Source organism: Caballeronia mineralivorans PML1(12), assembly GCF_001028175.1.
GTDB lineage: Bacteria > Pseudomonadota > Gammaproteobacteria > Burkholderiales > Burkholderiaceae > Caballeronia > Caballeronia mineralivorans.
This window is the reverse complement of sequence record NZ_AEJF01000132.1, coordinates 1-24,402: the sequence shown is the minus strand read 5'-3', so window position 1 is coordinate 24,402 and position 24,402 is coordinate 1. Positions and strand designations below refer to the sequence as shown.

Below are 24,402 nucleotides of genomic sequence, written 5' to 3'. Positions count from 1 at the left end.
GCCCGCGCACAGGCTGGTGTTGCCGCCCTGCGGCAGGACGGGGACGCCGTACGCCGCACACAAGCGCACGACGGCCGCCACCTGCGCCGTGTTCGAAGGCTGGACGACCGCTGCTGCCGGACCCTTATAGCGGCCGCGCCAGTCTTCCGTGAAAGGCGCGAGATCGGATTCCGCTGTCAGGACGGCATCGGCTCCGATTTCCGCTTCCAGGGCTGCGATCAACGCTGTGACGTTCTTCATGTCCCGTTCCTCGATAGGCACCGGCGGTCGCTCGGATCACCGAAAACGGCCGCGTCTGAAAAAGAGGATAGGTAGAAAAAAATCGCATTGAAATGTATTTGATCGGGATGCGATTAAAGTAAGCGTTATCGCCAGTGAGGCAGATCGAACGGGTCTCGGCGAATCGACCCGATTCAGGCTGCGACAAATTGTCTCTGTGCTGAGAAAAACCCGTGGTTCAGGACCGTAAGCGCATAGGATTTTTGGGGGACGATATCCGGACCTGTACCGTCTCTATGGCCTTGATTCCGCTCGATTCGTCCGCAAATGGGAGCTTGTCCCAGCTAAATGTTGTAGTTTTGCCGCGCGAGGCTACTAGATGCGGCTGATATTGGCGTTTACCGCACTAGTCGCAACCAAGTTGCTATAGACTGTCAGGCCCGCGCGAATCCTGCGCTTGTTAGCGCGCCCCGCCTCCAACTGATTCAGTTTTGCTCGAATCAACGCATTGATTAGCTGAATAGCTGAACCCGAGGTGACGACCCCGTTGGCCGTCACGATAGTGCTCGTGTCTAACCGCTTGTGCACTGGTTTGTCATTACAGAGCAAAGCTGTCGAGGAAATGTATGACAAGTTTTGATCCAACCGAATCTACTGCCGGCAACGGCGCCCCTGCAAAAAAATCGAAAGCCCGTCGTGGGTCTGCCGACAAGCTGTCGCGCCCTTCAATGGACGAAAGCGTTTGCTCGCCCGAGCAAGCCGATGAACGTCAACGCCAGATGCGGGCGTTGATTCAGCTGGGAAAACAGCAAGGTTTCCTGACCCACGCAGAGATCAACGATCACCTGCCGGGTAACTTTGCTCAGACATCGGCTATCGAAACCATTGTCAGCACGTTCCGCGACATGGGTGTGGCCGTCTATGAAGAAGCGCCGGACTCCGAGACGCTGCTGCTGAACGACTCCGCCCCCACGGCGGTATCGGACGAACAATCGGACGAAGAAGCGGAAGTCACGCTCGCGACCGTCGACTCGGAATTCGGCCGGACGACCGATCCCGTGCGTATGTACATGCGCGAAATGGGCAGCACCGAACTGCTGACCCGTGCCGGCGAGATCGAGATCGCGAAGCGCATTGAAGACGGTCTTGGCGAGATGATCAAGGCGGCCTTCACGTGCCCGTCGACCGTCGCCATGCTGCTCACGACCGTGGACAAGATCGTGGCGGGCGAATTGCGCATCGACGAACTGGTCGACGGCTTCAAGGACAACACGCTGGACGACGACGTGGCGGTGGATGCCGGCGACGAGATCGACGAGGCAGAACTCGCGTCGGAAAGCGACGACGAAGACGGCGAGACCGAAGACGAACAGGCCACGCGTGCAAACGCAACGCGGCTCAAGCATTTGCTGCGCGATTGCGTGCCTATTTTCGCGAACGTCCGTGAGCATTTCGATGCATTCCACGCGGCTTATATCGCCGACGATTCGCGCACCGGCGACTGGCCGAGCGTGCAGGAACATATCCAGCGCGAGCTGGCGTCGATCCGCTTTACCGCTCGCACCATCGACCGTTTGTGCGCCGAAGTGCACGAGCAGGTCGAACAAGTGCGCGCTATCGAGCGCCGTATCCTGAAGATCGCTGTCGATCTGGCGGGCATGCCGCGTGAAAAGTTTGTTGAAGTGTTCCCCGGCCACGAGACGGATCTCGAGTGGACGACGCGTCACGCTGCGGCATCGAATGTGTACGGCAAGGCGTTGGAACGCAGCCTGCCGGCCATTCAGGCGGAACAACAGAAGCTGATCCAGATCGAGTCGAACCTGATGCTGCCGCTGTTGCAACTGAAGGCGCTGAACAAGCAGATGACGTCCGCCGAGCACAAGATGCGTCAGGCGAAGCGCGAGATGACGGAAGCGAATCTGCGTCTGGTCATTTCCATCGCCAAGAAGTACGTGAATCGCGGCATGCATTTCCTGGATCTGATTCAGGAAGGCAATATCGGCTTGATGAAGGCTGTCGACAAGTTTGAATATCGGCGCGGCTGGAAGTTCTCGACGTACGCCACGTGGTGGGTGCGTCAGGCTGTGACGCGTTCGCTCGCCGACCAGGGCAGAACCATTCGCGTGCCGGTTCACATGATCGAGACGATCAACAAGCTGAACCGCGTATCGCGGGAAATTCTGCAGCAGACGGGGCAAGAAGCGCATCCGTCGGTGCTGGCTGTGCGGCTGGATTTGTCGGAAGAGAAGGTTCGCAGCATTCTCAAGATTGCGCGGCAACCGGTTTCGCTCGAAACGCCTTTGGGCGAAGACGGCGATACGACCTTGGGCGACATGGTGGAAGATTCGGCCACCGAATCGCCCGCGGATGCCGCCATGCACGCCGACATGCGTCTGGCCATCAAGGATGCGCTGGATTCGTTGTCGCCGCGTGAAGCGAAGGTGTTGCGGATGCGCTTTGGTATCGATACGGTTTCCGACCATACGCTGGAAGAAGTCGGCAAGCAGTTCGATGTCACGCGTGAGCGGATTCGCCAGATCGAAAGCAAGGCGATGCGCAAGCTCGTGCATCCGAGCCGGTCGGAGAAGTTGCGGTCGTTCTTGGCGCATTAAGCCTGGATGGCGCCGGCGAGCCCGGAAGGGTTCTGCCGATGTTTAAAAGGGGGCTGCCGTTGGCAGCCCCCTTTTTGCTTGAACGACACCTATCCGTCAGGCGCGTGGATTCGCCGCACCACTGACCTTGGTCTTATAGAACCCCGGCAACACCAGCGCATCCGGACTTCTCGCAAGATGCACGGCCTGCTCGACGGCAGCGCTGAACTGAAACGACGTAGTCCACAAGCGAATGCGGGTCCGAAAGAAGTCCGCCCACTGGAATTCGGCAAACGGCTCGAGCGTTTTAATATAGCCACCCGCGTTCCGTACAAATGCCGCCAGGCTCCTATACGGATCGTCTATTAGCCCCGAGACATTAGACGGAATAGCGGCAATGCCGTGCAAAATGCCGTGCTCGTCATAGGGATGCACCCAGCGTCTATTCGACATCTCCAGCCAGAACGCATCGCCTTTCAGTTTTGAAAGGTCCGCCATGACCTCAACATAGGCGTAATTAATCTGGGCGTCGAAAAGCGCCCGCGCCAGGTGATGATGGTCTGTGGCGAAGTGAGTTCCGTCGCGGCCTAATACGGCCGGAATGGGCGCGGCCTTTAGCGCGCGCTTCAATTCGTCCTCGGACAGGGACGCGAAGTGTTTGCGCTTTTCATCGACTTCAAGCATTCCTGCCGTTACCTGCGTCGGATGAATTTGCTTCAATTCCAGCCTGACAATTTTTTTCATAGTGAGCGCTGAGTCCTTGAGCAAGTGGCAAGCGTACCCGACGAATTGCCAGCCAACAAGTTTCCAGCGCGGCACGCGCGGGAAATGCGCGCCGATCCGGTTATCTAAACGCGCCCGCTTCGCATTTTTTCTTCACTTCACTCACCGTCATTTTTCACGGTTATTGTTATGGGGAAGTTGAAGTGCGCTTGGTGTAAATGCCGAGGTCCGTGCCGATGAAACCGGTTAGGCTGTTGCCGATCCCGGATAGTGGCGATGATTAACAAATCGAGCGAAAGGCATATGTCAGCATCCGTCGCAAATTCTTCGACCAAAGTTGTTCAAGGCGCACCCGTTCTAATGCTCGGCGCTGTCGGCGTCGTTTTTGGAGACATCGGAACAAGTCCGCTTTATACGCTTCGAGAATGCCTGAAGGCCGCGGGCGGAGTGAGTCAGCCCAATGTGTTCGGCATCGTCTCGCTGATCCTGTGGTCAATCCTGATCGTGGTCACGCTCAAGTACGTCAGCTTCGTGATGCGGGCAGGCAACGACGGCGAGGGCGGCATTCTTGCCTTGACCGCTCTGGCGTCGGGTGTCGCTCCCGAGCGCTTGCGCAACGTCCTGCTGACGCTCGGCGTGTTCGGTGCAGCCATGTTCTACGGCGACTCCATGATTACGCCGGCCATCTCGGTGATATCGGCAGTGGAAGGCGTGACGCTCGTCGATGCCCAACTGACCGCCTGGATCGTGCCCATTTCATTGGTTATCCTGACGGGTTTGTTCGCCATTCAAAAGCACGGCACCAGCGTGGTCGGGAAGGTCTTCGGCCCGGTCATGGTGGTCTGGTTCCTGACATTGGCGGCGCTTGGGCTTCTTCACATTGTTCAGCATCCGGGCATTCTTGAAGCCGCTTCGCCAACGTACGCCTTAGGTTTCCTCGCGCATAGCCCGGGCACTGCGTTCATTGTGCTGGGTTCGGTCTTCCTGGCGCTGACGGGCGGTGAAGCCCTGTATGCGGACATGGGGCACTTTGGCAAAAAGCCGATCCGCCTGGCGTGGATGTTTCTGGTCTGGCCGAGTCTGGTGATGAATTATTTCGGCCAGGGCGCGCTGGTGCTGACGAACCCGTCCACGTTAAAACAACCGTTCTTCGAATCGGCCCCCGGTTGGGCGCTCGTGCCCCTGGTGATCCTGGCGACGGCGGCGACCATCATCGCGTCGCAGGCGGTTATCTCGGGTGCGTTCTCCATGACAAAGCAGGCCGTGCAGCTTGGTTTCCTGCCGCGCATTCCGATCGTTCATACCTCGACACATGAGATCGGGCAGGTCTTTGTCCCGTTCATCAATCTCTCGCTGTACGCGGCGGTTGTGTTCCTCGTCGTGTTCTTCAAATCATCCGATAACCTCGCGTCTGCCTACGGCATTGCGGTGGCCTCCACGATGCTGCTCACGACCCTGTTGATGTATTTCATCACGAGCTCCCTCTGGCACTGGAAACCGCTGGTCACGGCGCTTGTTATCGGTCCTTTTGCGGTGGTGGATGCGGTGTTCGTATCGAGTAACGTCAGCAAGGTAGCTGACGGCGGCTGGTTCCCTCTGCTTGCGGGCGCGACGCTGTTCACGATCATGACGACATGGCATAAGGGGCGCGAAACGCTGATCGACCGGATGAAATCGGAGAACCTGCCGCTCAAGGAAATCATCCATTCGCTGTGCAGGGGTAGTCACCCGCCGTCACGCGTGGACGGGACTGCCGTGTTCCCGGGCGGTGTAGCCGGCATGACCCCGACGGCCTTCATGCATAACCTCAAGCACAACCGCGTGCTGCACAAGACGAACATCTTTCTTGCCGGGACGACCGACAACGTCCCCCACGTACGGGACGCGGACAAGGCGGTGGTGGAAGACCTTGGTGACGGTTGTTACGCGGTCAGGGTACGTCACGGCTTCATGGAGATTCCGGACGTGCCGGTGCTTCTGACGCTGATCCAGAAGCAGATACCCGGCTGGACTTACGACGCCGCCGATACCTCGTTCTTCCTCGCCCGCGACACGATTCGTGCGACAGGGGAAAGCAAGACGATGGCGCTTTGGCGCGAAAAGCTGTTCGCGTTTTTGGGCCGCAACGCGGCGCAGGCGGCGGAGTACTACAGCTTGCCGCCTAACCGCGTGGTTGAGTTGGGCGGACAGATCAATATGTAAGGGCGGTACTTAAGGCCTACGGACGAAAAAAAGCGCGATGTGCCGATGGCCGCATCGCGCTTCAACACCACGGCGGCAAACAACGCCGCCGTAAAGCCCCACGATCAGAGCATCAGAACTGCAGCGCCGCGGTCAGGTCGCCCATCGGCTTGCCGCCCGCTGCGACCATCGCTGCATCACGCGCCGTCAGGCCCGGCAGCTTGGGCAACGAGTACCGTGTCGTGATCAGGCGCAGGATCGACGTCGTATCGTATTGCGTGTGATCGACGAAACCCTTCTTCGCGTAAGGCGAAATCACCAGCGCCGGAATGCGCGTGCCCGGACCCCAGCGGTCGCCCTTGGGCGGCGAAACGTGATCCCAGAACCCGCCGTTTTCGTCGTACGTCACGACCACGACCATGTTGTTCCACTGCGGGCTAGCCTGCAGATGCTGGATCACGTTCGCGATGTGCGCATCGCCCGATGCTACGTCCGTATAACCCGCGTGCTCGTTCAAGTTGCCCTGCGGTTTGTAGAACGCCACCGCGGGCAAGGTACCCGCATCGATTGCCGCGATGAACGCGGTGCCGTCCGTGCCGCCATCCAGCAAGTGCTGCGTGCGGTTCGTCGTGCCCGGAGCCAGGTCGGCAAAATAGTTGAACGGCTGGTGATGCGTCTGGAAATTCGGCACTGAATTTGTCGAGCCGTAGATCTTCGTGCGGTCCGTCAGCGCCGCGCCCCACGAGCCGCCGTACCAGGCCCACGAAACGTTCGCCGTATTCAACAAGTCACCAATATGCGTCTGCGTTTGCGGCGGCAGCGTGGTCGCCACAGCCGGATCGGCCAGCGTTGCGTCGCCGCCCGATGCCGGCGCATTGCCGCTCGGCTGATACGGCGGCTGCATTGTGTTGATCGCGAAGAAATCCGGTGTCAGGTTGCCCGAGTTGACGAACTTCGGCGTGCCTGTGATGGCGGAAGCAGGCGAGTTAGCCGCCAGTTTCAGCGACACTCCGTCGGCGTTCACCGACGAAATCGATCCCGCCGCCACGCTCTTGTCCGCGTTCTGATAGATCGGCGTGCACGCGCAGACAAGCCACTGGTGGTTCAGGAACGAACCGCCGAATGCGCCCATGAAGAAGTTGTCGGCGAGCGTGTATTGCTGGGCGATCTTGTACAGCGGCAGCTTGTCGGCGTTGGTGTTGTAGTGACCCATGACGAAACCGCCCGAGTCGGCCCACGCAGCGAACTTGTCGTTCTTGCCGCCATCGATCTGCATCTGGTTTTCATAGAAACGGTGATACAGATCGCGCGTCGTCAGCGACAAAGGTGTGTTGAAACCAGCCGGATCGTCGATGGCAAACGGCGCGTTCGGCAAGTTCGCCGTCATGGCCTGCGTCACGGCGGGTGTCACGCCGGTTGCGGTCAGGCCGTTCCAGATCGGCGGCAGGGTTGCCAGCACGCTGCCGTCGCGATCGAGCTGCTGCGCGCTCGCGGCGGTCACACTCTGCAAGCCGTTGGCGCCCGGGAAATTGCCGTAGAGGTTGTCGAAGCTGCGGTTCTCTGCATAGATCACGACAATGTTCTTCACCGAGTTGAGGTCGGTGTGTTTGTCGTCATTGCCGCCGCACGCGTACAAGCCGAGTGCGATCGACGCCGTGAGTGGCACGGCGAGGACGAGTTTCTTATTCATCGATAGGTCTCGGTCGTTGGGGGGACCGGCGAGGAAATCGCTAAGTGTGCTTACTAAGTGCGCTTACTAAGTGTGCTTAGGCAGTCGAGCGATTTTGGCCGGTGCCGCAGTGTCCCAATCCGATTTGACAGTAACATTTAATATAGCTTTCATTAAGTAATAATATGTCAGGTTACATCAGATAATCGAAGGGAATTTGTTATGTCATTGAAGTGACACATCGACGCCATACGCTTCGGCTTCCCTATGACGCCTTATGCACATGCAATCCATCGCTTCCCTGTTACTGTCCTTAACCGCAGCTTGTGTGTCGGCAGCCGTCCTGACCGGTTGCGATTCGCATGCAGCATCAACGGCTACGCCCTCCGGGTCTTACAGTGCAGGCGAAGCGAAAACTCGTGCGCAAGTTTTTGCGCAGGTTAAGCAGATGACGTCGGTAGGCGAGAAGATGTTCCTTGATCCATCGCTGTCAGGGTCTGGCAAGCTTGCTTGCGCGTCGTGCCATAGCCCGGACCATGCGTTCGGACCACCCAACGCGTTGTCGGTGCAACTGGGTGGCAACGACTTGCACAAGCCGGGATTTCGCGCGGTGCCTTCGCTGCGCTATTTGCAATCGGTGCCGCAATTCACGCAGCATTTCCACGATTCCGACGACGAAGGCGATGAAAGCGTCGATGCCGGTCCGACCGGGGGGTTGACCTGGGATGGCCGCGTCGATCATGGCGCGGATCAGGCGCGGATTCCGCTGACATCGTCGTTTGAAATGGGCAGCACGCCGGCGCAAGTGGTCGCAGCCGTCAGGGCCGCGCCTTATGCGGGAGAGTTGCGCGAGGCGTTCGGCGCGAATATCTTCAACAACGAAGACAAAGCCTTCGACGCCATCCTTCGTTCGCTTGAAGCATTCGAGCAGACGCCGCAGAAGTTCTATCCGTACACCAGCAAGTTCGACGCGTTCCTTGCCGGCAAGGCGAAACTGAACGAAGCGGAAATGCATGGGCTCGAGCTATTCAACGATGAGAAGAAGGGCAATTGCGCCGCATGCCATATCAGCCAGCGCGCCAAGGACGGCTCGCCGCCGCAGTTCAGCGACTTCGGCTTGATTGCGCTTGGCGTGCCGCGCAATCGGGCACTGCCTGTCAACAAGGATCCGAAGTATTACGATCTCGGCGCATGCGGTCCGGAGCGCACGGATCTCAAGGGCCAGTCGCAGTATTGCGGGATCTTCAGGACACCGTCGCTGCGCAATGTGGCAACACGCAAGGTGTTTTTCCACAACGGGATCTATCACTCGCTCGACGAAGCCGTGCGTTTCTATGTTCAACGCGATACGAACCCGGAGAAGTTTTACCCGAGCGTTCACGGCAAGGTCCAGAAGTTTGACGACTTGCCCAAGCGCTATTGGGCGAACGTCAATACGGAACCGCCGTTCGATCGCAAGCCCGGTGAGAAGCCGGCAATGAACGAGGCGGAAATCAAGGACGTGGTCGCGTTTTTGAATACCCTGACGGATGGATATCAGGCGGCGAAATGAACGTGCATGGCTAAGGGTTCGCTAGAAAGCGCTGTTGCGATCGACGGACCTTCCTGTTTGAAAAGGGGTCATGTTCCGTCTTTGTGAGTAATCGGCCAGGTGGCTTATCATTGCTAAAACCCTCTCTCAGGCAGCGAAACACAACGGGAGCGGGAGGTCGATTGCTTGCCTATGGGCGCTTAACCGGCGCCGAAGAGGACAGAACATGACTGCATCGAACGAAGTCGAGCACGCCGCAGCGAGGGACACCATCACTCGCTTTTATCGCGCGATCGAGCATGCGGATATATCGCTTCTACGGACGGCCGTCACCTCGGACTGGCAGTATCTTCCGGGTGCATCGGGACAACCGGTGGGCGTGGAGCAGATGGCTCCTATGCTTGCAGATCTGTTGCACGCGCTACCCGATATGAAAATCACGCTTCTCGATGCCCTGATCCACGACACCATGGTCGGTGTGCGTGCAAAGGTCACGGGCACGCAGTCTGGACCGCTGATGGGCATTCCGGCGACCTCGAAGCCGGTCGATTTCGCGATTCATTCTTTTCATGAACTCCGCGACGACTGTATTGCGAAGACGTGGCACCTCGAAGATTGGCTAGGCTTGTTTCGGCAAATTGGCGAGTTGCCGCCGGGGCTGGCGAATCGGCCGAGCTAGGAAGCCAAGCATTCGACAGAAAATATCGATACCCCCTCTCTGCAATGCAGAGAGGGCGGCTTAGCGGAATTTTTCCAAGACGACCCTGCTCGAGAGTTAGCTATTTCCCGCTAGGAGATCGCGGTTTTTGGCGGAATGCACTAACATTCGAATCCTCCACGGAGGATGACGTATGGAACTCGACAAGATAGATCGCGCAATCCTGATAGCGATCCAGGCCGACGGCCGCGCCACCAACGCAAGCCTCGCCGAAACAGTCGGCCTTAGCGAAACGCCGTGTGCTCGCCGGCTTAAGCGGCTCGAAGCGGAAGGTTATATAGAAGGGTATCGGGCAATCTTGTCCAAATCCGCATTAAAGCTTGGTCTGGTCGCGTTTGCACTGTTGCGCTTTGGCGTGCACGACCGGCAACTGGCGGACCGGTTCGAGCGGGAAATACAAGCAATACCGCGCATCATTTCGTGCCACAACATTTCCGGCAGCGCCGACTATCTGCTGGAGATCGTCGCGCGGGATCTGGACGACTATGGCACGTTTTTGCGCGACGTATTGCGTGCATTGCCGGGAGTAACGTCGGTCGAGTCCACGCTTTCGTTACGTGAGGTCAAGCGTAATGCGGGATTGCCGATGCCCTAAGCGAATATTCGTCAGGAATGCAAATAAGCTCGCTCACTGCGATGCGGGCTGGGAAGTTTCCGCCGCCGGACCAGCGTTATAAAACCGTACCAGATCGCCCTTTAGCGAATGCAGGGCTGTATCGTCCAGATATATCATGTGACCCGTCGGATAATACGTGCGTTGAACGTTCGATCGCAGCGACGGGTCCAGTCCCATATGAGCCAGATCGTATTCGGTCTGGAAGAACGGCGTTGCCAGATCGAAGTAGCCATTGAGCGACAGCACACGAAGGTGCGGATTTTGCCGCATCGCTTCGGCGAGGTCGCCGGCTGCGTAGGGCAGCGTGAGCTGTTCTCCCCACCACTGCCGATGTTTCCAGTTCCACTGCTTCAACGCATCGTCATTGAATACGCGATACGTATCCTTTGCTTCGTAGTGGAGGTCTTGCGCGAGATGCTCGTGTAACGCTGCGTCGAAGGCGCTCGATACGCTGGTCACCGACGCGTCGTAATCAGGGTTCTCGGACGCGTCGTCGTAATCAATGCCTTCGAATCGCGCATCGTAACGCCCCACGCTGCGCGACTCGCTTCTCAACAATTGTTTGCGAAACCGCGACGCCCAGATTTGCAGCCGCGTTTGCTTGATATAACTAATATCGAGGCCCGTATAGTGGGCAATGCGCGCGGCGATTGCATCGCGCTCCGGCTCGGGCAGCGAATTTCCCGCGGCTAACGCTTGCGCGTAGGGACCCGAAGCGAACGCGCGGACCTCGTCGAGGAATGCAGGCAAGCTCGGCGGCTTGGGCGTGATCTTGTCGTGATACCAGGCTATCGCGGCATAGGTCGGCAAGTAGCTCTCGCTCTCCAGATCGGTCCCCGGCGCATGCGCTCCCGAGTTGAGAACCGAGGACATCAACACGACCCCATTCAACGCAATATTGCTCTGGCTCAAACGATACGCAAGCATGGCGGCGCGTGCTGTTCCATACGATTCGCCGAGCAGATACTTCGGCGAATTCCAGCGCTGGTTGACCGTCAGGTAGCGCTCGATAAAGTGTTCGAACGCGTCCAGGTCCTCATCGACTCCCCAGAAGCGTTTCCCGGTCGCACGGCCTACGATCCTTGAAAAGCCGGCACCCGGCGCATCGATAAAAACCAGATCGGTTGTGTCTATCAGGCTGTCCGGATTGTCCGATAGAACGTACGGCGCCGGTGCCGTGATGGCGGGACTCGATGTTCGTGCGCGTTTGGGGCCGAACGATCCCATCAACAGAAAGACGCTGCCTGCGCCCGGGCCGCCGTTAAAAAGAAACGTGATGGGACGCGTGCCGGCGTTTTTCGTATCGACGGAGTAAGCGACATAAAACACGCTTGCTTCAGCCTGGCCCGCGTTGTTGCGCAGAAGCAGATTGCCGGCCGTGGCCGTGTAGTCGATCTTCTTGCCATCGAGCCGGATTGAATGCCGCGTAACCGACGTGGTTTCCGGCGGGACCGGTATCGGCGTGTCGGCTTTCGCCGCGCTGGCGGCATCGCTGGCTGCGGCGGCGGTTGCTCGCGTGGCGCCTGGCCGGCTGGGGCGAATAGCATTGGCTTCTGACGCAGCCCCGGATGATCTGGCGGTCTCCGGGCGTAACACTGTTCCAACCGGCGCTGAAGACGGCGCGTCAGGTGACTCCTGCATGTCGGACGCGCTCGAACTCTCGGGCGGCGTTGCGCCGGTCTCCTGGGCAATCACAGCCAATGGACCACTGGCTAAACCAAGCACGATCAGACCGCATACCACTGAGTAGAAACAAGCGCGCATCTTAGCCCCGGCTGTTCTTGTTTTCTTAGGTGCAGGCTGGATTCTCGATAAGCCAGCCGGCGACGTCAATAGCGCTCTCGTCGTTGGAGTTCCGATGCGGGATCTGTAAGCGCGCATGTAAGTATTTCGAAGTCGTAGTGTTAGCCAAGGCGCTTGCCGGTCATAAGTACAACATGAGGCAAATGACGTTTGAGTTAACCCTTAGCGCGATTATCGATCAAACATTCTTGGCGCCTTCGAGCACGACATCGATTCCCCGATCCGCTTACGCTTTCCTATACTTGGATCAACCAGAGATAACAAACCACAATCGCCTGACAATTAAGCCGACCTCCGGATCGCCCAAGAACAAGCAGACCGACGATCCGTACCCGGGGCCAGAGGCGCCCGGAGGCGGTCATCTGGAGGAGACATGGGACTACATGCACCCGCTGCAACCGGCGCTGAGAACGTCGGCGAGCCCCAGCCGCACCGGCCGGCCATGTTTGGCCTGGCGCTGGCTGCCCTTGGCGTGGTGTATGGCGACATCGGCACCAGTCCGTTGTACACCCTGCAAACAGTCTTCGATTCATCCAACGGCTTGAAGCTGGATGCCGGCAATGTGATCGGCATTGTCTCGCTCATCTTCTGGTCGCTGATGGTGGTCGTCTCGCTCAAGTACGTGACGCTCATCCTGCGCGCGAACAATCACGGCGAGGGCGGAATCATGGCGCTGCTGGCGCTGGCCGCGTCTTCGGTGGCGAACAGGCCCCGGCTTCGCCATGTCCTGCTGGGCGTCGGTGTGATGGGCGCAGCGCTGTTCTACGGCGATGGTGTCATCACCCCCGCCATATCGGTCCTGAGCGCGGTCGAAGGCTTGCAGGTTGCGACACCGCTGCTCAAACCCTATGTCATCCCCGTTACGCTTGCCGCGCTGATCACCTTGTTCATGATGCAAAAGCACGGGACGTCCGGCATTGGTGCTGTGTTCGGTCCGATCATGGTGGTGTGGTTCATCGTGCTGGCCGGGGCGGGGCTCATCAAGATCATGGACGCACCGCATATCCTGGTCGCGCTTAACCCACTTGCCGGGCTGGCGTTTTGCCTGCATCACCGGTGGTTCGCGTTTGTCGCCCTCGGGGCAGTCGTGCTCTCCCTAACGGGCGCGGAGGCGCTATACGCCGACATGGGGCATTTCGGCGCGCGCCCGATCCGGCTTACATGGTTCGGCCTGGTATTCCCGGCGCTCGCATTGAACTACCTCGGCCAGGGCGCGTTGTTGCTGGCCGATCCCTCCGCTGTGCAGAATCCGTTTTATCGATTGTTCCCGCAATGGTCGCTTTTTCCCATGGTCGCGCTGTCGACGATAGCCACGGTGATCGCTTCGCAAGCCGTGATTTCAGGCACCTATTCGATGACCAAGCAGGCGATGCAACTCGGCTTTTTGCCCCGTATGAACGTGGTGTATACGTCGGCGAAAGAGATCGGGCAGATATACGTTCCGGGCATCAACTGGACCTTGCTCGTCGCGGTCGTGGCGGCGGTCATCGGGTTCGGTTCATCGACTGCGCTGGGGTCGGCTTACGGCATTGCTGTCACCGGTACCATGCTTATCACGACCGTGCTGACGTTCTTCGTGGTGCGGTACGCGTGGCACTACAACTGGCTGCTGTGCGTGGGCGCCACGGTGTTTTTCTTTGTGATCGACGCCACGTTCTTCTCGGCCAATCTACTCAAGATCGCGCAGGGCGGCTGGTTCCCGCTGGCTATCGGGCTGATCATGTTCGCCGTCATGACCACGTGGGGGCGCGGCTGGGAAATGATGCTGGGCGAAGCCAAGATACGGGCCGGGACCACGCCGCTGAAGCCATTTTTGGAATCGCTGCTGGCTCGTTCGCCGGTGCGGGTTGGCGGGACAGCGATCTTCCTCTCACCCGATCCGAATGGCGTGCCGCATGCGCTGCTGAACAATCTCATGCATAACCAGGTGCTGCACCGGCGCGTGGTGTTCCTGACGGTTGCCAACAAGGAGGTTCCGTGGGTTAGGGAGCGCGAGCGCGTGTCGGTGCAATCGCTGTGCCGCGATTGCTATCACGTCACGATCGCTTATGGCTTCAAGGACGAGATCAATTTGCCGCGCGCCCTTGAAGCATGCAAGTCATACGGCCTTGTGTTCGAGCCGTCGGAGACGTCCTATTTCCTGAGCCGCGCGACGGTGGTCCCCACACGCGGCAAGGGAATGGCGATGTGGCGAGAGCGCTTGTTCGCCGTCATGTTGCACAACGTCGGTAACGTTGCGGCATATCTCAAGTTGCCGACCAATCGCGTGGTGGAACTCGGGTCGCGAGTGGAGCTTTAAGGCTTGGACGATTGGACGCTGGTCGCCTCGCAAACAGCGAGGCGACCAGCAGACTTTACGGCTCCTCGCCGTAACCGCCACCGCCCGGCGTCTGGATGACGAAGACATCGTCGGGATTCATCTGCGCCTGATGCCTCGCGCCGAACATTTCACGCTTTGTTTCCCCAACTCGCTCGACCCAGTTCTCACCCGTCGCACCCGGCTTGCCGCCCGCGAGTCCGAACGGTGCGACACGGCGCCGGTTGGACAGGATCACTGCGGTCATCGGCGCGAGGAAACGTATGCGCCGCTCGGTGCCATCGCCGCCCGCATGCCGTCCCGCACCGCCGCTGCCGCGCCGGATCCGGAAGTCGTCGAGACGTACCGGAAAGCGCCATTCGAGCACTTCGGGATCGGTCAGGCGTGAGTTGGTCATGTGCGTCTGGACCGCGCTGCAACCGGCAAAGGAGGGACCCGCGCCCGCACCGCCGCAGATGGTCTCGTAGTACTGGAACTGCTCGTTGCCGAACGTGAAGTTGTTCATCGTGCCCTGCGCCGCGGCCATCACGCCGAGGGCGCCGTAGAGCGCATCGGTGACGACCTGTGAGGTCTCGACATTGCCCGCCACGACCGCCGCCGGATGGTGCGGATTGAGCATCGATCCTGCCGGGATGCGGATCTCCAGCGGCTTCAGGCAACCGGCGTTAAGCGGGATGTCGTCGTCCACGAGCGTGCGGAACACGTACAGCACGGCCGCCTTGCAGATCGCCGATGGCGCGTTGTAGTTGTTCGGCTGTTGCGCACTCGTGCCCTCGAAGTCGATCACGGCTGAGCGCGTCTCGCGGTTGATCGATACCGTCACCACGATCTTCGCTCCGTCGTCGAGGGCGTATTCGAAGCGGCCGTCCTTCAACACCGAAAGCGTTCGTCGCACGACTTCTTCTGCGTTGTCCTGCACGTGCTGCATATAGGCACGCACGACGTCCAGACCGAACTGCCCGCACATGCGTTCCAGCTCCTGTGCACCCTTCGTGCAAGCGGCCACTTGCGCACGCAGATCGGCGAGGTTCTGCTCGACGTTGCGCACCGGATATTGACCGGAGGTCAGCAGATCGCGGATCTCGCGTTCGAGGAAACGCCCTTGCGCCACGAGTTGCACGTTGTCGAGCAGCACGCCTTCCTGATCGACATGCGTGGAGTCCGGCGGCATGGAGCCGGGCGTGATGCCGCCGATATCCGCATGATGCCCGCGTGCTGCTACATAGAAGGTCGGCGTGCGGCTGCCACCGACGAACACCGGCATGATGACGGTCGCGTCGGGCAAGTGCGTGCCGCCCGCGTAGGGCGCATTGAGGACGTAGACATCGCCGGCTTGCATGGTGCCCGCGCGACGCTCGATGATTGTCTGCACGCTTTCGCCCATCGATCCAAGGTGCACCGGCATGTGCGGCGCGTTGGCGATGAGGTTGCCGCCTGTATCGAAGAGCGCACACGAAAAGTCGAGCCGTTCCTTGATGTTCACCGAGTACGAGGTGTTCGCGAGCGTCACGCCCATCTGTTCGGCAATCGACATGAACAGGTTGTTGAAGACTTCAAGCAGTACCGGGTCGGCTTGCGTACCGGCTGCGTGACGATTGACGAGCGCGGTCGTCCGCTCGACGACGAGATGATTGTGCTTGCTCACCACGACTTGCCAGCCGGGTTCGATCACCGTCGTTCCGGTACGCTCGTTCACGATCGCCGGTCCGTCGATACGCGCACCCGGCGCCAGCGCGTCGCGGTCGAAGACGGGCGTGTCGCGCCATTCGCCGCCCGAGAAAATGCGCGTGCTGGCGAGCGCCTCCGGATGCACCGATGCGTGAGCGGCCAGTGGCCATTGTTCGTCCTCGGCGTCCTGCGTGCGGCCGATTGCTTCGACCGCGATGGCTTCGATGATCAACGTCTTGTTCGGCATGAGAAAGCCATAACGCGCGCGATACAGGCTCTCGAACGTCGCTTCGATCTTCGCGGGTTCCATCGAGAAGTCGATTTCGAGTGCGGTATCCGTGCCGTCGTATTTTATATGCAGTGTGCGCCGCAACGCGATGTTGTCGGCGAGGATGCGTTGCCCGGCGACTTCGTTTTGTGCCGCCGTTTCGAGCGGCTCGAATGTCTGTTCGCAAGTGGCGAGAGCCTCCAGATCGAGCGGCGTTTCGAGCGCCTGCTGACGCAGTGCGCGGACATCGGCGAGACCCATGCCGTACGCCGAGAGCACGCCCGCTAGCGGGTGGATGAAGACGCGAGTCATGCCGAGCGCATCGGCTACGAGGCACGCATGCTGACCGCCCGCGCCGCCAAAACACGCGAGCGTATATTTCGTCACGTCGTAGCCGCGTTGCACGGAGATCTGCTTGATCGCGTTCGCCATGTTCTCGACGGCGATCTTCAGGAATCCTTCCGCAATTTCTTCTGGCGTTCGCGCGACGCCGGTCGCGGCCTCTACCGCCGACGCCACTTCCACAAACTTGCGTTGCACGACATCGGCATCCAGCGGCAGGTCGCCGTCCGGCCCGAATACGCGTGGGAACCAGCGTGCGCTGATCTTGCCGGTCATCACGTTGCAGTCCGTCACGGTCAGCGGGCCACCGCGCCTGTACGACGCCGGTCCCGGATTCGCCCCCGCGCTTTGCGGTCCGACGCGAAAACGCGCGCCGTCGAAACTGCAGATCGAGCCGCCGCCTGCCGCGACCGTGTGGATCTTCATCATCGGCGCACGGATGCGGACGCCTGCCACCTCAGTCGCAAACTCGCGTTCGTATTCCCCTGCGTAATGCGTGACGTCGGTCGATGTGCCGCCCATGTCGAAGCCGATGATCTTGTCGAAGCCAGCCAGTTTCGATACTTGCGCCGCGCCCACAATACCGCCTGCCGGTCCCGACAGGATGGCGTCCTTGCCCTGGAAGCGGTGGGCGTCGGTGAGGCCGCCATTGCTCTGCATGAACTGCAGCGGCACCGCACCGAGATCGCTTTCGACCTGCCCGACGTAGCGGCGCAGGATGGGCGACAGGTACGCGTCGACCACCGTGGTGTCGCCTCGCGATACCAGCTTCATCAGCGGACTCACTTCGTGACTGACCGAAATCTGCGTGAAGCCGATTTGTTCCGCGAGTTCCTTGAGTTTCTGTTCGTGCGCGGTGTACCGGTAGCCGTGCATCAGCACGATCGCGCAGGAACGGATGCTGCTATCGAAGGCGCTTTGCAACGCCCGGTGCGCCTGTTCGACATCGAGTTCGCGCACCACCTCGCCACGCGCCCCGATCCGTTCATCGATCTCGACGACCTGTTCGTACAGAAGCGTCGGCAATTCGATATGGCGCACAAACAGGTTCGGCCGGCTTTGATACGCGATGCGCAGGGCATCGGCGAAACCTTTCGTGATCGCGAGCACGGTCGGCGCGCCCTTGCGTTCGAGCAGTGCGTTGGTCGCGACCGTCGTGCCCATCCGTACGCTATGGATGAGTGCCGCCGGCACGGCTTGATCGCTCGCGATGCCCAGCAATTCGCGGATGCCATGCACGGCGGAATCGCGATACCGCTCGGGGTTCTCCGACAACACCTTGTGCGTGACGATGTGGCCGTCGGGGCGGCGCGCGACGATATCGGTGAACGTGCCTCCGCGGTCGATCCAGAATTGCCAGCGACGGTCTTGCGGGACGGGGGTGGAAACAGCCTGCTTCATGACAATGAGATCCAGTTATAAGGGATGACTTAGGATGTGAGTTTCGTGCCACGTGTTTCCGGCAACGTCAGCGCGGCCAGAATGACAACGCCATACGCAGTTGCCGCGAACGTTCCAATCGCGATGCCCAGCGACATCTTCTGCGCGACAAAGCCAATCAGGAACGGAAAGGTCGCGCCGACTGCACGGCCAAAGTTGTAGCAAAAGCCCTGACCAGAGCCGCGAATGCGCGTGGGGAACAGTTCGGTCATGAACGCACCCATCCCGGCAAAGATTCCCGATGCAAAGAAGCCGAGCGGGAAGCCGAGGACAAGCAGCAGGCCGTTGCTCATCGGCACGCGGGTATAGACGAGCGCGATGATCATCGAAGCAAGTGCGAATACGATGAAATTCAGCCTTCTGCCGAAGCGGTCGCTGAGAAACGCGCCGCACAGATAACCCGCATACGATCCGGCGATAACCACGGCGAGATAACCGCCCGTGCCGACCACGCTCAGGTGCTGCTCGGTCTTCAGGTAGGTCGGGAGCCACGTGGTGATAGCGTAATAACCGCCTTGCGTGCCGGTGGCGAGAATGGCTGTGCGCAGCGTGGTCAGCCAGATGCCGGGGGCAAAGATCTCAAGGAAAGAGCTGCGATCATTGGTTTCCAGTTCACGTTGTTTCTGTTGCTTGTGGACTTCGGGTTCATCGACAAGACGGCGGATCAGGATCACGAACGGCGCAGGCAAGATCCCGAGCGCGAACAGTGCCCGCCACGCAATGTCGCCGGGGAGGAACGAAAACACCAGCGTATAGAGACCTGCGGCCACGGCCCAGCCGATCGCCCAGCCCGCCTGCACCATGCCCACTGCCTTGCCGCGATCGCGCGGCCGGATCACCTCGCCGATCAGCACCGCACCCGCGGTCCATTCGCCGCCGAAGCCAAAGCCCATCAAGCCTCGCGCGACCAGCAACTGTGTGTAGTTCTGAGCGAATGCGCAGACGAGCGTGAAGAACGCGAACCAGAGAATGGTGATCTGCAGTGTTTTCACGCGGCCGATGCGATCCGACAGAATGCCTGCCACCCAGCCGCCGAGCGCGGACGTCAGCAGCGTCACCGTGCCGATTAAACCGGCTTCGCCTTTGCTCAGGCCCCAGGTTGCGATCAGCGTGGGGATCACGAAGCTCAGGAACTGCGTGTCCATCGCGTCGAGTCCGTAGCCGATCTTGCAGCTCCAGAACGCGCGCTTTTCGCTTGGGGTCGTATGTTTGTACCAGCCGAACATGCCGCCGCTGGCGGGTTCATCGGCCAGCGCTTCAACTTGCGTACTCGCATAGCGTGCTTCGGTATTCATGGGTTTCTCCAGGGTTCGTGAGCGGGCGCTCAGAGCACAGCGAGCGATGCGTTGGGGATATCGGTCATGAGCATGTGACCCGGCCGATGCGCGATCGCGAACGGCAGGCGTGCGCTTTCAATGGCGCTTTGCGGTGTCACGCCGCACGCCCAGAACACCTGTATCTCGTGCTCGTGGATCGAGACGGGTTGGCCGTAGTCGGGTTGCATCAGGTCATCTATGCCAAGCACTGCCGGGCTGCCCAGATGCACCGGCGCACCATGGACCGATGGAAACCGGCTCGTGATCTGAACCGCGCGGACAGCGTGCGCGCCGCTCATCGGACGCATGGAGACGACGAGCTTGCCGCCAAACGGCCCAGCCGCCTGATTGGCAATGTTCGTGCGATACATGGGCACGTTGACACCTTCGTCTACGTGACGCAGCGGGATGCGTTCGCGCGCCAGCATTTGCTCGAATGAGAACGAACAGCCGATGGCAAACACCACCAGGTCGTCGCGCCAGAGTTCGACAATATTGTCGGGCTGTTCGCACAGCACACCGTCGCGATACACGTTGTAGCCGGGCACATCGGTCCGGATATCGAGGTCGCGGCCGAGCGCCGGCACGTTCCACTGACCCGGTTCACCCACGCCGAGCAGCGGACATGCTTTTGGATTGCGCACGCAAAAGCGCAGGAAATCCTCAGCGTAGACGCTTGGGATGATGGCGAGATTGGCTTGCGCGAACTCGCCGCAATGACCGGCCGTCGGACCGGTAAAACGCTTGCTGCGGACTTGCTGGCGGAAAAGATGCGGCATGGCTTCAGGTCCTTACGGTGCGTTGAAATAGGCGATGAGATGCAGGTTAGGGGCGCAAAAATAGCTGCGCCAGCGAGTTATTCCGCTCGCATGCGTTAAGGTTTTCTTAACAGATTCGTGGGGGTTTTCACGTAGTCGGCCTAGCGCGATTGACTTGGCGAATGAACGCCAGGAAAGGCTATATGCCTTTGTCCATGGTGTTTTACCGCGCAAATGCAGACGAACCAGAATGCATCGGCCGCTCGCAAACACCCTGCAAAAAACAGCGATTGCGCAGACGCGTTTTTTTTGGCGGAGTTAATAATTCCTCCAGGCTGCCGATAAGCGAAACAGCGGGCTCGTTCTCCTGCAACTCTCTTGTTCGCAGTTCCTTTCAATTGGAAAACAAAAATGAACCGTCTGTCCTTGCGTCAGAAGTTATGGATGCCGCTGATTCTTTCGTGGCTCGGCCTTCTGACGCTGACTGTCTGGCACGCTTACCAGACGCGTGATTTGCAATTGTCCGAGCGTCACCGCGACCTGGGCGATATTGTTGCGATGTCGTATTCCATTGCTGCCGGCCTGGACAAACTTGCGCAAAGCGGCAAGATGTCCGCCGACGCCGCGAAGCAGGAAGCGATCGCGCGCATCGGCGACCTGCGGTACGACGGCGGCGGTTATGTGACCATCGTTGGGTCGAATTCGGTCATGGTCATGCATCCGATCAGCCCGAAGCTGAATGGCAAGGACATGTCGGACTGGAAGGATGCGAAGGGCAACGCGCTCTACAAGGCGATCGCCGCGGTCGGCAGCTCGCCGGAAGGCGGGGGCTTTCTCGAGTATTGGTGGCCGAAGCCGGGCGAGACCGAACCGAGCTCAAAGCTCGGTTATACGAAGCGCTATCAGCCGTGGAACTGGGACCTGATTGCCGGCACGTACCAGGACGATATCCAGGCCGCGTTCTACCGCACGCTCTGGCATTCGTTCCTGATGCTGTTCGCGCTCGGCGCGGCAATTTCTCTGTTCGCGTCACTGGCGATCAAGAGCGTGCGCCGCTCGCTTGGCGGTGAACCTGCCGCCGCTGCGGAACTGGCGCGGCAGATTGCATCGGGCGATCTGACGGGGCGCATCGACGTGACGGCCGGCGATACGGAGAGCGTCATCTCGGCCATTGCCTATACACGCGACAGTCTGGCGGGCACGGTATCGCGCGTGAAGGATGCCGCCGATGCCATCAAGCTCGCTGCAGCGGAAATTGCCACCGGCAACGCGGATCTGTCGAGCCGGACCGAGCAGCAGGCGGCCTCACTTCAAGAGACCGCGGCCGCGATGGACGAGATCACCTCCACCGTGAAGGCGAATGCCGAGAACGCGTCGCAAGCGAGTCAGGTGGCGGCGAGTGCATCGGCGCAAGCCGTGCGGGGCGGTAGCGTGGTGGGTGATGTGGTCGAGAACGTGCGCGCCATCGCAACGAGTTCGAAGCAGGTCGCGGAGATCACGTCGGTTATCGACGGGATCGCGTTCCAGACAAATATTCTCGCGCTGAACGCGGCGGTGGAAGCGGCACGCGCCGGTGAAAACGGCCGTGGTTTTGCCGTGGTGGCAGGCGAAGTGCGCAGCCTCGCGCAACGCAGCGCGGCCGCGGCAAAAGAGATCCGCGTGCTGGTCGATGCCTCGCTGACGCAGATTGAAAACGGCGCGGGACTCGCGGAAAACGCAGGCAAGGCAATGGCCGATATCGTTACGGCGGTCAAACGCGTGACGACGATTGTCGAAGACATTGCAACGGCGTCGAACCAGCAGAGCGTGGGCATTGAAGAGGTCAACCGGGCCATTGCGCAGATGGACGGCACCACGCAACAGAACGCGGCGCTGGTGGAACAAGCGGCGGCCGCAGCGAGTTCGATGAACGACCAGGCGCTTCGTCTTGGCGAGGCCATGCAGTCATTCCGGCTGACGCCTGCATGAATACACGCTTCCTCGAGACCTTCGTGACGCTGGCCGAGCTCGAAAGTTTTCGGGCGACAGCGCGTGTCCTGCACGCCACGCCCGCGACGATCTCGCTACGCATCAAGTCGCTCGAGGATGAGTTGAAGACCGAGCTGGTCGATCGTTCCTCAACGGCCTTCCGTTTGACGACTGCGGGGCAGAGCCTGCTCGGGCTCGCGAGGAACGTGGTGGACGCCGCCCGTGCGTTGCGCGAGGCGGCGGGTCAGGAAGTGGTGGTGGGCGGCAAGCTGCGGCTGGGAGTGATCGAAACGGTCGTCCATAGCTGGCTTTCGCACTACATCACGTATCTCAACGCGAACTATCCGAAGCTCGATGTCGATCTCACCGTCGATTCTAGTTCGGTGTTGCAGCGCCGTTTGCTGAGCGGCGAGCTCGATCTCGTCATCCGCGTGGAAGGGATCGACAGCACCAAGATCGCATCGAGTGCGATTGCGAGTTATCCGGTGCGCTGGATCGCGCGACGCGGGCTGTTGTCACGACGCGCGGCAGGACTTGCGCTGCGCGTTTTGCAGCGGCCTATTGTTACGTTCGGCCGTGGCACGGCACCCCAAGTGGCGCTGGAGAGCATCGTGCATACGCTGGCGCGGCAGGAGAACATGCGGCCGGAACAGACGCGCATTACATGCTCGCCGTCGGTGGCGGCGATCGTTCAACTGGTGCGCGACGGGTATGGCGTCGCGGGTATTCCCAGTCTTTTCGTTGCCAAGGAACTGCAAAGCGGCGAGTTCGTCGAGCTGCCGCTGAAACCTGTTCCGCCGCCGATCATCGTATCGCTTTGCAAGCCGGTCGATGCCAGCGTGATGGTGAACGCCGCGGCCAATGCAGCGCACGTTGCGTGTTCCGCCTACTCCAAGTCGATTAAAAAAGACTTCCTGGAAGGGCTTTAACGTCAAGGCGCCGAGTGTGCCTTGCGCTGGAACACTACCGTTGGCTTGCCTTTGTAAGACGTCGTACGGCTTGGCGCGAAAGCGCATTTCCTGGCTAGCGCAAGCGAGGCGGCGTTCTCCGGCGAGATGATGCAGACCACCTCCGCTTCGGGCCAGCGTGTGTCTGCCCACTGCAACGCAGCGCGTACGGCTTCAGTGGCGTAACCCTGTCCTTGCGACGACACCGTCAGCATCCAGCCGATCTCCGGCGCTTCATCGAATTCCGGGTCGATACCGCGCTTGTATTGCCCAAAGCCGACTTCGCCCAGGAACTTCCCGCTGTGCTTCTCGCTGACCACCCAGTAGCCGAATCCCATCAACGTCCAATGCCCCACGCTTCGAAGCAGGCGCGCCCACGCTTCTTCCTTCGTGAAGGCGTTACCGGTGACGTGGCGTACGACCTTGATGTCGGACCACATGGCGAAGATGTTGTCGAAATCGCTGTGTTGCGGAGGACGAAGGATGAGGCGTTCTGTTTCTAAAAAGGGAGCGGATTCGGGCATGGTCAAAGCACAAGAGCATGGGTAGAACAGGGCACGCCGTTCACGGCGCTGCCTGAAGGGAAGCTTGAAGGGAAGCCTGAAAGGAACAAGGAATATAACCGCTCGGATCGGAACCGCAAAGTGCGAATGCAGGCAGCGAACCTGGGAGTCGCGCATCGTCAGTGTTCTAAAAAAGTGCTCACCGTTCGGTACAAATCGCGCTATCAGTCTAAATTTTTGCGCGGTTACTGTCGCTGCAACGGTTCGGTTAGTGCCATCGGGCGCCGATAGAACCAGCACTTCGAACTACGACGAGCCAGACGACCATGACAGAGTTGTACGATCTCAGTGCGCGGGAAGTTGCCGCGCGCTTCGCCGCTAAAACACTCACGCCGGTGGACTACATCGAGGATGTACTGGCGCACGTTGCCCGCTGGGAGCCGCATGTGAATGCGCTCTACGCGTTCGATCCCGATGCAGCGCGCCGTCAGGCGCAAGCCTCCACACGGCGTTGGGCCGAGAGCGCCCCGCTCAGCACAATCGACGGCGTGCCGGTGACGCTCAAGGAAATGATCGCGACCGAAGGCGACCTCGTGCCGCAGGGTTCCGCGGGATCGAGGCCGCAGCCGGCTAGCGCCGATTCGCCGGTCGCCGCGCGCATGCGCGAGGCTGGCGCAGTAATCCTGGGTAAGACCACGGCGCCGGATTTCGGCATGTTGTCGTCGGGACTGTCGAGCTTGCACGGCGTCACCCGCAATCCGTGGCAACTCGCGATGAATCCGGGCGGCTCGAGTTGCGGTGCTGCGGCCGCAGCAGCGGCCGGC

General features: G+C 60.1%; 17 protein-coding genes. 9 read left to right on the top strand and 8 right to left on the bottom strand.

Annotated elements, in window-relative coordinates:
• Positions 1-240: FAD-binding oxidoreductase (locus EOS_RS21495; RefSeq protein ID WP_047848723.1), on the bottom strand; the 240-nt coding region annotated here is incomplete at its 3' end.
• A gap of 707 nt (positions 241-947) precedes the next feature.
• Here EOS_RS21495 and rpoD point away from each other — a divergent pair.
• Positions 948-2,831, top strand: coding sequence for an RNA polymerase sigma factor RpoD (gene rpoD / locus EOS_RS21485; RefSeq protein WP_235442907.1), 1,884 nt, complete (start codon positions 948-950; stop codon positions 2,829-2,831).
• A 96-nt stretch (positions 2,832-2,927) separates the two neighbouring features.
• On the opposite strand, the gene EOS_RS21480 is transcribed toward rpoD, so the two are convergent.
• On the bottom strand, positions 2,928-3,554 hold the full coding sequence (locus tag EOS_RS21480) for a ParB-like protein (protein WP_047848720.1): 627 nt from the start codon (positions 3,552-3,554) through the stop codon (positions 2,928-2,930).
• A 282-nt stretch (positions 3,555-3,836) separates the two neighbouring features.
• On the opposite strand from EOS_RS21480, the gene EOS_RS21475 reads away from it, so the two are divergent.
• Positions 3,837-5,735, top strand: a complete 1,899-nt coding sequence (locus EOS_RS21475) for a potassium transporter Kup (RefSeq protein WP_047848724.1) — start codon at positions 3,837-3,839, stop codon at positions 5,733-5,735.
• Positions 5,736-5,847: 112 nt separating this feature from the next.
• On the opposite strand, the gene EOS_RS21470 is transcribed toward EOS_RS21475, so the two are convergent.
• Positions 5,848-7,404 (bottom strand): acid phosphatase, encoded by a 1,557-nt coding sequence (locus EOS_RS21470; protein ID WP_047848719.1) that lies wholly within the window; start codon positions 7,402-7,404, stop codon positions 5,848-5,850.
• 256 nt (positions 7,405-7,660) lie between these two features.
• Here EOS_RS21470 and EOS_RS21465 point away from each other — a divergent pair, with 256 nt between their 5' ends.
• The 3 genes from EOS_RS21465 to EOS_RS21455 all read left to right on the top strand — a co-directional run bounded on the left by EOS_RS21465 (position 7,661) and on the right by EOS_RS21455 (position 10,227).
• Positions 7,661-8,935 (top strand): cytochrome c peroxidase, encoded by a 1,275-nt coding sequence (locus EOS_RS21465; RefSeq protein WP_047848718.1) that lies wholly within the window; start codon positions 7,661-7,663, stop codon positions 8,933-8,935.
• A 205-nt stretch (positions 8,936-9,140) separates the two neighbouring features.
• Entirely contained in the window at positions 9,141-9,593 is a 453-nt protein-coding gene (locus EOS_RS21460) for an ester cyclase (protein WP_047848717.1), read from the top strand.
• 172 nt (positions 9,594-9,765) lie between these two features.
• Entirely contained in the window at positions 9,766-10,227 is a 462-nt protein-coding gene (locus EOS_RS21455; RefSeq protein ID WP_047848716.1) for an Lrp/AsnC family transcriptional regulator, read from the top strand.
• 33 nt (positions 10,228-10,260) lie between these two features.
• On the opposite strand, the gene EOS_RS21450 is transcribed toward EOS_RS21455, so the two are convergent.
• Positions 10,261-12,012 (bottom strand): S10 family peptidase, encoded by a 1,752-nt coding sequence (locus EOS_RS21450; RefSeq protein WP_047848715.1) that lies wholly within the window; start codon positions 12,010-12,012, stop codon positions 10,261-10,263.
• A gap of 412 nt (positions 12,013-12,424) precedes the next feature.
• Here EOS_RS21450 and EOS_RS21445 point away from each other — a divergent pair, with 412 nt between their 5' ends.
• Positions 12,425-14,350 (top strand): potassium transporter Kup, encoded by a 1,926-nt coding sequence (locus EOS_RS21445; RefSeq protein ID WP_047848714.1) that lies wholly within the window; start codon positions 12,425-12,427, stop codon positions 14,348-14,350.
• Between the two features lie 55 nt (positions 14,351-14,405).
• On the opposite strand, the gene EOS_RS21440 is transcribed toward EOS_RS21445, so the two are convergent.
• Genes EOS_RS21440 through EOS_RS21430 form a run of 3 tightly spaced genes read right to left on the bottom strand, consistent with a single transcriptional unit; the run spans position 14,406 to position 20,181 of the window.
• Positions 14,406-18,047, bottom strand: coding sequence for a hydantoinase B/oxoprolinase family protein (locus EOS_RS21440; protein ID WP_047848713.1), 3,642 nt, complete (start codon positions 18,045-18,047; stop codon positions 14,406-14,408).
• A 29-nt stretch (positions 18,048-18,076) separates the two neighbouring features.
• Positions 18,077-19,381 carry an MFS transporter gene (locus tag EOS_RS21435; RefSeq protein ID WP_047848712.1) on the bottom strand — a complete coding sequence of 435 codons (1,305 nt, stop codon included), beginning with the start codon at positions 19,379-19,381 and terminating at the stop codon, positions 18,077-18,079.
• Between the two features lie 29 nt (positions 19,382-19,410).
• The gene (locus tag EOS_RS21430; protein ID WP_047848711.1) at positions 19,411-20,181 is read right to left on the bottom strand and encodes a putative hydro-lyase; all 771 of its coding nucleotides are present in this window, start codon (positions 20,179-20,181) and stop codon (positions 19,411-19,413) included.
• Positions 20,182-20,571: 390 nt separating this feature from the next.
• On the opposite strand from EOS_RS21430, the gene EOS_RS21425 reads away from it, so the two are divergent.
• Together EOS_RS21425 and EOS_RS21420 are read left to right on the top strand one after the other, a co-directional pair.
• Positions 20,572-22,128 (top strand): methyl-accepting chemotaxis protein, encoded by a 1,557-nt coding sequence (locus EOS_RS21425; protein ID WP_047848710.1) that lies wholly within the window; start codon positions 20,572-20,574, stop codon positions 22,126-22,128.
• Positions 22,125-23,057: a LysR family transcriptional regulator gene (locus EOS_RS21420; protein WP_047848709.1), complete on the top strand. Its 933-nt coding sequence runs from the start codon at positions 22,125-22,127 to the stop codon at positions 23,055-23,057. Before EOS_RS21425 ends, EOS_RS21420 begins: the two co-directional genes overlap by 4 nt.
• A gap of 2 nt (positions 23,058-23,059) precedes the next feature.
• On the opposite strand, the gene EOS_RS21415 is transcribed toward EOS_RS21420, so the two are convergent.
• Entirely contained in the window at positions 23,060-23,599 is a 540-nt protein-coding gene (locus tag EOS_RS21415; protein ID WP_047848708.1) for a GNAT family N-acetyltransferase, read from the bottom strand.
• Between the two features lie 305 nt (positions 23,600-23,904).
• Between EOS_RS21415 and EOS_RS21410 the strand changes: the two genes are divergently transcribed.
• Positions 23,905-24,402 (top strand): amidase family protein (locus EOS_RS21410; protein ID WP_047848707.1); only part of this gene is annotated, 498 nt, incomplete at its 3' end.

Excerpts from the sequence above, each read along its gene's own strand:
- EOS_RS21480 (WP_047848720.1), bottom strand. The coding sequence starts at position 3,554 with ATGAAAAAAATTGTCAGGCTGGAATTGAAGCAAATTCATCCGACGCAG.
- EOS_RS21420 (WP_047848709.1), top strand. The coding sequence starts at position 22,125 with ATGAATACACGCTTCCTCGAGACCTTCGTGACGCTGGCCGAGCTCGAA.
- EOS_RS21425 (WP_047848710.1), top strand. The coding sequence starts at position 20,572 with ATGAACCGTCTGTCCTTGCGTCAGAAGTTATGGATGCCGCTGATTCTT.
- rpoD (WP_235442907.1), top strand. The coding sequence starts at position 948 with ATGGACGAAAGCGTTTGCTCGCCCGAGCAAGCCGATGAACGTCAACGC.
- EOS_RS21415 (WP_047848708.1), bottom strand. The coding sequence starts at position 23,599 with ATGCCCGAATCCGCTCCCTTTTTAGAAACAGAACGCCTCATCCTTCGT.
- EOS_RS21470 (WP_047848719.1), bottom strand. The coding sequence starts at position 7,404 with ATGAATAAGAAACTCGTCCTCGCCGTGCCACTCACGGCGTCGATCGCA.
- EOS_RS21455 (WP_047848716.1), top strand. The coding sequence starts at position 9,766 with ATGGAACTCGACAAGATAGATCGCGCAATCCTGATAGCGATCCAGGCC.
- EOS_RS21440 (WP_047848713.1), bottom strand. The coding sequence starts at position 18,047 with ATGAAGCAGGCTGTTTCCACCCCCGTCCCGCAAGACCGTCGCTGGCAA.
- EOS_RS21445 (WP_047848714.1), top strand. The coding sequence starts at position 12,425 with ATGGGACTACATGCACCCGCTGCAACCGGCGCTGAGAACGTCGGCGAG.
- EOS_RS21465 (WP_047848718.1), top strand. The coding sequence starts at position 7,661 with ATGCACATGCAATCCATCGCTTCCCTGTTACTGTCCTTAACCGCAGCT.
- EOS_RS21475 (WP_047848724.1), top strand. The coding sequence starts at position 3,837 with ATGTCAGCATCCGTCGCAAATTCTTCGACCAAAGTTGTTCAAGGCGCA.
- EOS_RS21435 (WP_047848712.1), bottom strand. The coding sequence starts at position 19,381 with ATGAATACCGAAGCACGCTATGCGAGTACGCAAGTTGAAGCGCTGGCC.
- EOS_RS21450 (WP_047848715.1), bottom strand. The coding sequence starts at position 12,012 with ATGCGCGCTTGTTTCTACTCAGTGGTATGCGGTCTGATCGTGCTTGGT.
- EOS_RS21460 (WP_047848717.1), top strand. The coding sequence starts at position 9,141 with ATGACTGCATCGAACGAAGTCGAGCACGCCGCAGCGAGGGACACCATC.
- EOS_RS21430 (WP_047848711.1), bottom strand. The coding sequence starts at position 20,181 with ATGCCGCATCTTTTCCGCCAGCAAGTCCGCAGCAAGCGTTTTACCGGT.